The following is an 11,245-nucleotide window of genomic DNA, read 5'->3' as shown; positions in this document are numbered from 1 at the left end:
GATTGTCTAATAGTGAGCTGCCGCTTGCCTTAAGCCGGCGGCCAGCCTTTGGCCACAATCTCGGACGGCTCAGCATCCACATAGCGCGGCACATGCGTTCCGTGCAGCAGCCACAGCTCATGCAGCGCACGCGTGCAGCCAACATACATCAGTTTGGCGTCCCACGCTTTGTCCGCATAATGATTCGTATCGGCATCGGCCATCACGACGGCGTCAAACTCGAAGCCTTTGGAGAGATAGACGGGAAGGATGGACAAGCCCCCTTGATACGTCTGTTCGCTGCCATCGATCAGGTTCAGCTCCGGCCACTCCGGATTCAGCGCGGCATGAAGCGCCTTAGCCTCCTGCAGCGTCCGGGTCAGGACAGCGACAGTCCGGTACTCCTTCTCCAGCAGCGCTCGCATCGCCTGCTTGATATCCTCTTCCCGCATGGCCGGATCGCTGTATGGAATGAGCCTCACCGCATCTCCGCTGCGGAATACCGGCACGGCCAATAGATCGCTGCGCACCCCATTTTCCAGCACGCGGTTGGCAAATTCAATAATCTCCATCGTGGACCTGTAGCTCCGTGTCAGCGCGTAATACGCCGTGTTCTCCTCCGAGAACAGCGAGCTCATCTCCTCCCAGGCATGCACGCCGCGGTAAGCATGAATTCCTTGGGACAGATCACCGAGGATCGTAAAGGAATGGCCTCTGACGTACATGTCCAGCACCGCTACCTGAAACGGGGAGAAATCCTGGGCTTCGTCAATGACGATGTGATCAAAGCGCTGGTCGCTTGCAATATCGTTCAGCAGGCAGTGAAAATACAACAGCCCCGGCAGATCCTCTTCCCGTACGACATTCTGCTTCAAATCACTGCGTGTCGCTGATTTGACGCTGTCCGGAATCGCAGAGGTCAGCTCTTCTGGCCATAGGCCGGAGGATTTGACCGCCCCGAACAGCATTTTGTACAACGCCAGCGGTTCAAACTTCGGCCATTTGCCGGCATAGGATTTTTCACGCTGGGCTGCTTTTTTCTTCCGTTCCTTCATCACGGCCGCCGACGGCGATTTCTTGAGCTCCATCTCGACCCAGCGATGAATTCTGGTCAGCACCCGCTCCTTCCGCTTCGCAAGCGGATAAGGGCGATATTCCTTGAAGTACCATTCCGCAATCGTCTCCCGCGGCAGCACCGCTCCGTCCCAAGGAGAGAAATCATCGCCAGGCAGCGCACCGGCCTCAAGCGTTTCCACACAGGTCTGGATGAGCTTCATCAGCTCGAGGGAGCCTTTGTAGCGGCCGCTTGTATGCCCGTCAACATCGGGCGTCCCAAGACGAGGATCGCCTTCGAACCATTGTGCCATCGTCTCCAGCCGATCCTGTGATGTTACGTGGATGTCGAGCTGTTCGGCCGCCCAATCGGCAAAGGTGCGCTGCTGAATATCCCCGACGCCCAGCTCAGGAAGCACGTCCGAAATATAGTCCAGAAACATAAGGTTCGGCGCGAAGATGATCATTTTATCCGCCGATACCTGCTCCTTGTACTGGTACAGCAAATAGGCGAGCCGATGCAGCGCTACCGTCGTCTTTCCGCTTCCTGCAACCCCCTGGATAATGAGCGCCGTATTTCTGGCAGCGCGGATAATCTGATCCTGCTCAGCCTGAATGGTAGAAACGATATCGCGCAGGCGGTGATCCTTGTTCTCCCCGAGACGATACACCAGAAATTCGTCTGACACAGCAGGACCGCCGCTTTCCCGATCATAGGTGTCCGATACCCGCTCCAAAATCTGCTTTCGGATGACCACATTGCGCTTTAAATAAACCAGCCCTTCAATGATCCCCTCCGGCGCTTCGAAGGAAGCCGGCTCCGTTCCACCGGTAAAGGAATAGAACAAGCTGGCCACCGGGGCCCGCCAATCGATAACGAGCGGGTATTCCCCGGCCTCTTCCTTATCCAGGCCAACCTTGCCGATGTACAGCCGCTTGCGCTCCCCGACTCCGTTCTCTTGGAAATCCAATCGCCCAAAATAGGGCTCCGGCAAGCTTTTGGCCAGCGCTTGACGCTTCTCCTCTCGCCCTGCCTCCAGCACCTGCTCCGTAAAATCATGGCCGGTATACACCGGAATGCCTCGCAGCCGTTCGAGCTGACGGTCAATTTCGACAATCACCTCTTGTAGCCGTTGCTGCTCTTCTTGATAGGCACTTTGAAAAGCACTCATACTTTCAGTTACCTCCTAAGAAACGATTTTTCTGCATCCGGTTGTTATTTCCAGGCCGTGACACAAAAAGGAGTTCTATTGTAGCATAACCGCGCAGGTTATACTACTGTCTTCTTTCTGTCCTTGACGTAAAAAAAAAGAGTGCCCCGGCAGCAGACAGATAATCTGCTCATCGGGACACCCTTTCCTATAGCCTCTCTCGGCTGTCGCTATCGAATTATACGGAGATTCCGCCTTTTTCAAGCAGATCCCGCACGGTCACGCTGACCATGATCAAACCGGCAACCGGCGGCACAAACGCGTTGCTGGCCGGCGGCTGCTTCGCCTTGCGAATATTCGGCGCGTTCTCCGGCACAATTTTGTCTGTGACGTCCTTGCGGGGCTTCATCGGCTCCTCCATCGAGAACACAACCTTGACCCCTTTTTTAATGCCATCCTTGCGCAGCTTCGTGCGAACGATGCGGGCGATCGGGTCCATCGACGTCTTCGAAATGTCGGCAACCTGGAACTTGGTCGGGTCCATCTTGTTCGCCGCGCCCATGCTGGAGATGATCGGAATGCCGCGCTTCAGACATTCCTTGATCAGATGAACCTTGTAGATGATCGTGTCGGAGGCGTCAATGACATAGTCCAGCTCGTACTTAAACAGCTCTTCATAAGTCTCCTCCGTGTAAAACATGTTGAGGGCGATCGCTTCGCATTCCGGATTGATCAGCTTGCACCGCTCCACCATCAGATCCGCCTTCTTCTGTCCGACCGTCGTGGTCAGCGCATGAATCTGGCGATTGATGTTGGTAATGTCTACGACATCTTTATCAATCAGAATGATACGTCCTACGCCGGTACGGGCGAGAGCCTCCACCGCAATGGAGCCCACGCCGCCGATGCCAAGCACGGCTACCGTGCTGTTCTTCATTATGTCAAGGCCTTCGGGACCGATCGCCAGTTCCGTCCGGGAAAATTGATGCAGCATGCTAGGATGCCAACCTCCTTTTGCAAATACGGTATTACTTCGACTCTACAGGCTTCTTCGCCAGCTTGATATGAAGCTGCTCCAGCTGAGCTGTGTCCACCTCGGAAGGCGCGTTCATCAAAAGATCTGTTGCGCTTGCCGTTTTCGGGAAGGCAATCGTCTCACGCAGGTTGTTTCGACCAGCCAGCAGCATCACCAGACGGTCGAAGCCAAAGGCAATTCCTCCGTGCGGCGGAGTGCCGTACTCAAACGCATCGAGAAGGAAGCCGAATTTCTCGTGCGCCTCCTCCGGGGACAAGCCCAGTGCCGCAAACATTTTCTCCTGAATGTCGCGTTTGTATATCCGCATGGAACCGCCGCCCACTTCATAGCCGTTCAATACGAGGTCATACGCCTGAGCACGTACGGCCAGCGGATCGGAGTCGAGCAATTCCAGATCCTCGTCTCTCGGACGGGTGAACGGATGATGCTCGGCAACATAGCGCTTCTGCTCCTCATCATAGCTGAGCAGCGGGAAGTCCAGCACCCATGCAAACTTGTATTCATTATCGTTGATCAGGCCAAGCTGACGCCCGATTTTCAGACGGAGCGCTCCAAGCACATCAGCCACCACTTTTTTCGTGTCGGCAGAGAACAGCAGCAGGTCACCTTCCTCGGCGCCGGTACGTTCCTTGATCGCTTCGATTTCTTGCTCTGTAAAGAACTTCACGATCGGGCCTCTGAACTCGCCTTCCTTCACTTGAATCCAGGCCAGTCCTTTCGCCCCGTATCTGGCGGCATATGGCCCGAGATCGTCAATTTCCTTACGTGTCCAAGTGCCGCAGCCCTTGGCGTTCAGACATTTCACCTCGCCGCCTTTTTCGATGACGGAAGAGAACACCTTCACACCGCTGCCAGCTACGATGTCGTTCATCTCAATCAGTTCCAGGCCGAAGCGAAGGTCCGGCTTGTCTGAACCGTACTTGCCCATCGCATCCGCATAGCTGATACGCTGGAACGGAGTGGACAGCTCGACGCCGATCGTTTCCTTGAACAATTTCACCATCAGCTGCTCCATCATGTTCAGCAGGTCATCGCGCTCCATGAAGGAAGTCTCGATGTCCACCTGTGTGAACTCCGGCTGACGGTCTGCGCGCAGATCCTCGTCACGGAAGCAGCGGGCGATCTGGTAATACCGCTCCAGTCCGCTGACCATCAGCAGCTGCTTGTAGATTTGCGGCGATTGCGGCAACGCGAAGAATTCGCCCGGATGCACCCGGCTCGGCACGAGATAGTCGCGTGCGCCCTCCGGCGTGCTTTTCGTCAGAATTGGCGTTTCCACATCCACAAACCCTTCGCCGTCGAGGTAGTCGCGGAACACCTTGGCTGCCTTCGAACGCAGCATGAGTGTCTTCTGCATTTCCGGACGGCGAAGATCCAGATAGCGATACTTCAGACGGAGCTGCTCGTCAACCTCAACGCCGTCCTCGATGAAGAACGGAGGGGTCTTCGCAGCGTTCAGCACCTCGATCTCCGTCACCTGCACCTCAATTTCACCTGTAGGCAGGTTCGGATTGTACGTTTCAGGATCACGCTTGACCACCTTGCCTGTCACCGCGATCACATATTCGCTCCGCACCTTGTCGGCTACGGCCAGCGCCTCGCCGGAAAAGTCCGGATTAAATACAACCTGCATAATGCCGCTGCGGTCGCGCAAGTCGATAAACAATACGCCGCCCAGATCCCGGCGGGTTTGCACCCAGCCGCTTAGTGTTACGATTTCTCCGATGTTTGCGGTTGTCAGAAGCCCGCATTGATGCGTCCTTTTCATCTGCTCATCATTCCCCTTTAGTGGATTCAATTGCTTATATTGTGAAGCCGTGCTGCCTTACAGCAAGCAGCGGCATTACATAAACTCGCGGTACAGCTCCTCAAGCTTCACCGTGCGCTGCTCCCCGGTCTCCATCGATTTGACCGCGATCTCGCCCCGGGCCAGCTCATCGTCACCCAGGATGGCGGTGTAACGGGCCTGAAGACGGTCTGCCGACTTCATCTGCGCCTTCATTTTGCGCCCGAGGTAATCCCGCTCGGCCGAAATGCCGCGGCTGCGGAGATCGTAGATGATTTTGACAATTTCACGCTCCGCCGCTTCACCAAGGGCCACCAGATATACATCCAGCGGCTGCATGCCGGACAGATCCACCTGCTGGTGTTCCAGAATAAGCTGGATACGCTCCAGACCGATGCCAAAGCCGATCCCCGGCTGGTCCGGTCCGCCAATCTCGCCTACGAGCCCGTTAAATCGGCCGCCGCCGCCAACCGTATCGATTGCGCCGATGCCCTGTGCCTTGAACTCAAACGCGGTATGCGTATAATAATCGAGGCCGCGCACAAGCCGCGGGTTAATCTCATATTCGATGCCCATCGCATCCAGATACGATTTCACGTTCTCAAAATGTACGCTGCATTCCTCATCCAGGCTATCGAGAATGGACGGCGCGCCTCCGAACTTGTCCTGATCCTTCTTGCAGTCCAGGACGCGGAGCGGATTGCGGTCCATGCGGGACTGGCAATCGGCGCAGAGACTCTCCTTCATCGGCGTCAGGAATGCCAATAGCTGCTCCCGGTATGCTGCACGCACCGCCGGTGTGCCGACCGAGTTGATCTCGGCCTTGACGCCCTGAAGTCCCAGCTCCTTATAGAACGAGTAGCCCAGCGCGATCACTTCCGCATCGATTGCCGGATCGCTCGATCCAAACACCTCAATCCCGAATTGATGGAACTGGCGGTAACGTCCTGCCTGCGGGCGCTCGTACCGGAACATCGGCCCGATATAATACAGCTTCGTTACATCCGGCTCGCCATACAGCTTGTTCTGCACATACGCCCGAACGACACCGGCCGTTCCTTCCGGACGGAGGGTCATACTGCGATCCCCTTTATCCTTGAAGGTGTACATTTCCTTCTCGACAATATCCGTGGTCTCACCGACACCGCGCTCAAACAATTCCGTCTGCTCGAAGATCGGAGTGCGGATCTCATGATAGTTGTAGCGCCGGCACAGCTCGCGCGCCTTCTGTTCAATGAATTGCCATTTCTCGACGGTTCCCGGCAGAATATCCTGGGTTCCCGTCGGCTTTTCAAATCGTTGATTCGCCATCGTTCTTCCCTCCATGGGACCTGGATCTGTACACTACAAATCGGCCCCGATTCTCTGAAAATTAAAAAATCTCCCGCCCTGTCGTCTGATCGAAGACAACAGGGACGAGAGATTGTGTAGACATATCACCCGTGGTACCACCCACATTCCGGCCAGAGAACAACAAGCTTCCTATCGCTGCTGTGTTCCAGTCCGCTTAACCGGTTAACGCCCGGCTGTCGCATAACGGCTACTGTCTATCCCACCGGCCTTCCGGTGCTTGCTTCGCCGCCTGTTCTCGGGGAGGTCATTCGTCCATTCATCAAGAGAATCCTTACAGCCTAAGGGGATTCCTCTCTGGTCTTGTGGGGATGGAGTACTTGTTCCCGTCATCAAATCAGATATTACTAACTATAGTTTATCCCAAACATTATATTTTTAGATTCTAATCAACCGATCGAATAAAGTCAAGAAGCTGATTCATAAAATGTCGATAAAAAGAAAAAAACCTACAAACCGCGTCTGTAGGTTCAAAATATAGTATATAAAAAGGGGGTCATGCTGTTATTATAGACAGCTTATATTAACAGAACATTGAACGAACATTACAGTTATGTTACAAGAGTGAAAACGGTTTCTCTTGACCGAATCACCCTGTTAATCGTCCAGCCGCTCGACATACGCGTGATTTTCGCGCAGCTTTTGGACAATTTCCTCGTAGTCTTCATCCTGAACCTTGGCCGACAACACATACCGAAGTTCGTCGTTGTCGTTGCCCATCAAGTCATCCACAGCATCTGCGGTGGCTGGCTCTTGATCCGTCGTCGCTCCGGTTGGCGACGTATCCCGCAGCGGGGCGACACCCATGACAGGTCCGCCGCCAAACACCCCGGTCGTTGCCGATGAACCCCCGCCTCCGGTATTCGTCGTCCACGGCACCAGCGGAACGAGCAGGTTCGTCCGGCTGGAGATCCCTTCCTGCAGGGCACCTACCTCAAGCTGCTCGGTGTTGTAAGCCAGCAGACTTGTTCTTGCCCCTTCGGCATCATCCTCTGTTCTGAAATAGGCTTGAATCAGCTTAGACATGTTCATTCCTCCTTTCATCCGGTAAAAGGATGTGTAATTACCTTCTCATACGCCCTGCTTAAGCGGTGACTTTTTTCAGTGCGTTCAGCAGTTCGCGGACAAAAGCCGGCTCATCCTTCGGGGTGCGGGAAGTGATCAGATTGCGGTCAACCACCACTTCCTCATCCTTGAACTGGCCTCCGGCATTCACCACATCGTCCTTCAGCGGCGGATAAGATGTCAGCGTACGCCCCTTCAACAGATCCGCGCTGATCAGAATTTGCGGTCCGTGACAGATTGCAGCAATCGGCTTGCCTGCACGGTCTGCTTCCTTCACAAATTGAAGGATATTCGGGTCCAGGCGAAGATTCTCCGGAGAGGAACCGCCAGGAATCACCACCGCATCATAATCATTCATGTTGGCATCAGCGATCGCTTTATCTGACGTGTACGTTGCCTTGCCCTGCTTCCCTTTCAGCTCTGTCCCCTGCTTCAGTCCGATAATATCCGCTTCATGTCCTGCATCTTTGACAGCCTCGTAAGGGGTTGTCATTTCGGAGTCTTCAAACTCATTGGCGAGTAGAAATGCAATTTTGCCCATCTGCTAACTCCTCCTTCGACTAGTGATGTTCACATGATGTTATTACCCCATCCGAAATCATTACTAACAGCTGTTTGCAAATCCCGGCCATCATGAAGTGCGGGAGAATTTCTGGTTCCTTGCATTTCAGCTATGCCGTTCAGCTTCGTGGAAGCGATTGGCGGGGACTGCCCTTCTGCATGATATCCCTGTCCGGACTGACCGGTCCAGATGTCAGCCGCGCCAGGCTTGACGTTTCTCTTATGCCGCCAGACCATCCGCCGGCAGCCACGCTTTGCCACATCGTAAACTTGGGAGATTGCCGCATGAATGCCAGCTCCTTCGAAAGATTGGAGAACCATCAATTGCGCTTTCTTCAGGATGCCCGATTGTTGTCGTCTCCATGCGGAGGATTGCGCTTAAGCCCTGCTGTCGATGATAAGCGTTACCGGCCCCCAGTTGGTTAGCGATACGTCCATCATCGCCCCGAACACCCCGGTCTCCACAACGAGGCCTTTCTCTCTCAGCTCCCGGTTGAATGCTTCATACAGCAGCTTGGCATGATCCGGTCTGGCCGCCGCCATGAAATTCGGCCGCTTTCCTTTGCGGCAATCGCCGTACAAGGTGAACTGGGAGACCGACAGTACAGCCCCTCCCACATCAAGAACGCTATCGTTCATCTTCCCGTCGGCATCTTCAAAAATCCGCAGGCCTGCCACCTTATCCGCCACATATTTTGCATCCTTCTCCTCATCCTCATGCGTGACGCCTACGAGCACCATCAACCCTTCTCCAATGCTGCCTACCGTCTCATGACCTACGGTCACCTTCGCATTCTTGCATCTTTGAACAACGACTCTCATCTCATACCTACTCCTTTGCACAAAAATATAGCGGCCTGCCTTCCCACTAAGGAACGCAAACCGCATGGCTGTTTACTGCATAATCCGATGGACGGTGTACACATCCTTCACCCGTTTGATCCGCTCCACTACCGCGTGGAGATGATCGGTGTTCCGGATCAGGATCGTCATATGAATCATCGCCATCTTGTTTTTGTCCGAGCGGCCCGTCACCGCCGAAATATTCGTCTTGCTCTCGGATACAGCCTGAAGCACCTCGTTGAGCAGCCCGTTCCGGTCGTGACCGGTAACCTCGATGTCGACACTGTAATTCGCTTCAACTGAGGATTCCCACTCTACCTCAATGACGCGCGCTGCATCCTCCCCTTCGATGACCGAAGGAAGATTCGTACAGTCCGAACGGTGGACCGATACGCCCCGTCCGCGGGTAACATAGCCGACAATATCATCGCCTGGGACCGGGTTGCAGCAGCGGGCAAAACGGACGAGCAAGTTATCAATGCCTTTGACCCGCACACCGTTGGTCGGACGGCTGCGTTTCTCCGCAGGCTTGATCTCCTTCATCTCCGACGTCAGCTCAAGCTGGCTGGCTTCCTCCTGCTCTTTGCGAAGCTTCTCGGTGATTTTCGTACAGATCTGGGCGGCGGTAATGCCGCCAAAGCCAACGGCGGACAGCATGTCTTCAATATCGTTAAAGGCAAACTTCTTGGCTGCCTCCAGCAATTTGTCGTCTGTCATCCATTCCGAAACTTCAAGGCCGAGTCGCTTGAGCTCACGCTCTAGCATTTCACGCCCCTTCTCCACATTCTCTTCCCGCTTCTCCTTCTTGAACCACTGCTTGATCTTGCTGCGGGCATGCGAGGATTGCGCAATCTTCAGCCAGTCCTGGCTGGGGCCGTAAGAATGCTTGGAGGTCAAGATTTCCACGATATCGCCGGTCTTCAGCTGATGATCCAGCGGCACGATTCTGCCGTTGACCTTCGCTCCAATCGTGCGATTGCCAACCTCGGTATGAATCCGGTAGGCAAAATCGAGCGGTACCGAGCCAGCCGGCAATTCAATGACTTCCCCCTTCGGCGTAAACACAAATACGAGATCCGAGAAAAAGTCCATTTTAAGAGATTCAACGAATTCGGAGGCATCCTTCGTTTCATGCTGAAGCTCCAAAATTTCGCGGAAGAACGTCATCTTGTTGTCGAAATTTCCGGCGGCGGCGGTTCCTTCTTTGTAAGCCCAGTGGGCCGCAATCCCGAACTCCGCCGTGCGGTGCATTTCCCATGTCCGAATCTGCACTTCGGTCGGCTCCCCATTCGGACCGACGACGGTTGTATGAAGCGACTGATACATATTGGTTTTGGGCATGGCAATATAATCCTTGAACCGCCCGGGCATCGGCTTCCACAAGGTGTGAATGATTCCGAGTGTGGCATAACAATCCTTGATGTTGTCGACAATAATCCGGATTGCAAGCAAATCATAGATTTCGTTGAACTGTTTGTTCTTTACGGTCATTTTTTTGAACACGCTGTAGATATGCTTGGGTCTGCCGGACAGGTCTGCGGAAATCCCCATTTCGTCCAGCTTCTCTTGAATACAGACAATGACGTTATCAATGTACTGCTCACGCTCCGCCCGCTTCTTGTGCATCAGATTAGCAATCCGATAATACTGCTGCGGGTTCAGATAGCGAAGCGCAATGTCCTCCATTTCCCATTTGATCGCGGATATACCGAGACGATGGGCAATCGGACAGAAAATTTCCAGCGTTTCATAGGAGATTCGGCGCTGGCTTTCCTCCGACTGATACTTTAGGGTTCTCATATTGTGCAGCCGGTCAGCCAGCTTGATTACGATGACGCGGATGTCCCGGGCCATCGCAATGAACATCTTGCGGTAGTTCTCATTCTGCTGCTCTTCCTTCGACCTGAACCGGATGCGTTCAAGCTTGGTCAGACCATCCACCAGCATGGCGCAGGTCTCACCGAAGCGCTCGCGAATTTCTTCGAGAGAAACCGTCGTATCCTCCACAACATCGTGGAGCAGAGCAGCTATGATCGACAACGTGTCCATCTGCATGTTGACCACGATGTCTGCAACCGCAAGCGGATGAAGAATATAAGGTTCTCCCGACTTTCGCACTTGCCCGTGATGGGCCTGCTCCGCAAATTCGTACGCTTCCTGGATGCGGAGAAGATCGGGTTCTTTTATATAGGCGCCGGCCTTTTCGAGTAATCGCTCTATGCCCATTTTCGAGTCCTTCTCTTCCCTTTCTATATAAAATGGAACCCGCCCTTTGTCTAAACGTGCAGGTTCCCTTATCAATTTGGTTTTCCTATCATTATGACGCTTAACCCTGTTTACGTCAACCGTACGCATACTGGGAGGTTCTGTTGATTTACCCTTATTCTCTCGAACTAAATTTGCAGGATCAAGCCGATCTTT

General features: G+C 54.0%; 9 protein-coding genes. All 9 read right to left on the bottom strand.

The window, feature by feature from the left end:
* Window positions 1-29 precede the first annotated feature (29 nt).
* Complete coding sequence (locus tag CHH75_RS02470) at window positions 30-2,204, bottom strand: HelD family protein (protein WP_095262952.1); 2,175 nt, start codon at window positions 2,202-2,204, stop codon at window positions 30-32.
* Between the two features lie 217 nt (window positions 2,205-2,421).
* Window positions 2,422-3,177 carry a tRNA threonylcarbamoyladenosine dehydratase gene (locus CHH75_RS02465; RefSeq protein WP_095262951.1) on the bottom strand — a complete coding sequence of 252 codons (756 nt, stop codon included), beginning with the start codon at window positions 3,175-3,177 and terminating at the stop codon, window positions 2,422-2,424.
* 34 nt (window positions 3,178-3,211) lie between these two features.
* Window positions 3,212-4,987, bottom strand: a complete 1,776-nt coding sequence (gene aspS, locus CHH75_RS02460) for an aspartate--tRNA ligase (RefSeq protein WP_095262950.1) — start codon at window positions 4,985-4,987, stop codon at window positions 3,212-3,214.
* Window positions 4,988-5,062: 75 nt separating this feature from the next.
* Window positions 5,063-6,316, bottom strand: coding sequence for a histidine--tRNA ligase (gene hisS, locus CHH75_RS02455; RefSeq protein WP_095262949.1), 1,254 nt, complete (start codon window positions 6,314-6,316; stop codon window positions 5,063-5,065).
* Window positions 6,317-6,952: 636 nt separating this feature from the next.
* Window positions 6,953-7,381, bottom strand: a complete 429-nt coding sequence (locus CHH75_RS02450) for a hypothetical protein (RefSeq protein ID WP_095262948.1) — start codon at window positions 7,379-7,381, stop codon at window positions 6,953-6,955.
* Between the two features lie 58 nt (window positions 7,382-7,439).
* Window positions 7,440-7,961 (bottom strand): type 1 glutamine amidotransferase domain-containing protein, encoded by a 522-nt coding sequence (locus tag CHH75_RS02445; RefSeq protein ID WP_095262947.1) that lies wholly within the window; start codon window positions 7,959-7,961, stop codon window positions 7,440-7,442.
* A gap of 139 nt (window positions 7,962-8,100) precedes the next feature.
* Window positions 8,101-8,268, bottom strand: coding sequence for a hypothetical protein (locus CHH75_RS24735; protein ID WP_176475439.1), 168 nt, complete (start codon window positions 8,266-8,268; stop codon window positions 8,101-8,103).
* A gap of 91 nt (window positions 8,269-8,359) precedes the next feature.
* Window positions 8,360-8,803, bottom strand: a complete 444-nt coding sequence (gene dtd, locus CHH75_RS02435) for a D-aminoacyl-tRNA deacylase (protein WP_095262945.1) — start codon at window positions 8,801-8,803, stop codon at window positions 8,360-8,362.
* Window positions 8,804-8,875: 72 nt separating this feature from the next.
* Window positions 8,876-11,050 (bottom strand): RelA/SpoT family protein, encoded by a 2,175-nt coding sequence (locus tag CHH75_RS02430; RefSeq protein WP_095397370.1) that lies wholly within the window; start codon window positions 11,048-11,050, stop codon window positions 8,876-8,878.
* Between the last annotated feature and the right edge of the window lie 195 nt (window positions 11,051-11,245).

Source organism: Paenibacillus sp. 7541 (genome assembly GCF_002276395.1).
In the GTDB taxonomy this organism is placed as follows: Bacteria; Bacillota; Bacilli; order Paenibacillales; family Paenibacillaceae; genus Paenibacillus_AQ; species Paenibacillus_AQ campinasensis.
Note: the sequence above shows the minus strand (reverse complement) of the source record. Positions and strands in the feature narration are given on the sequence as shown.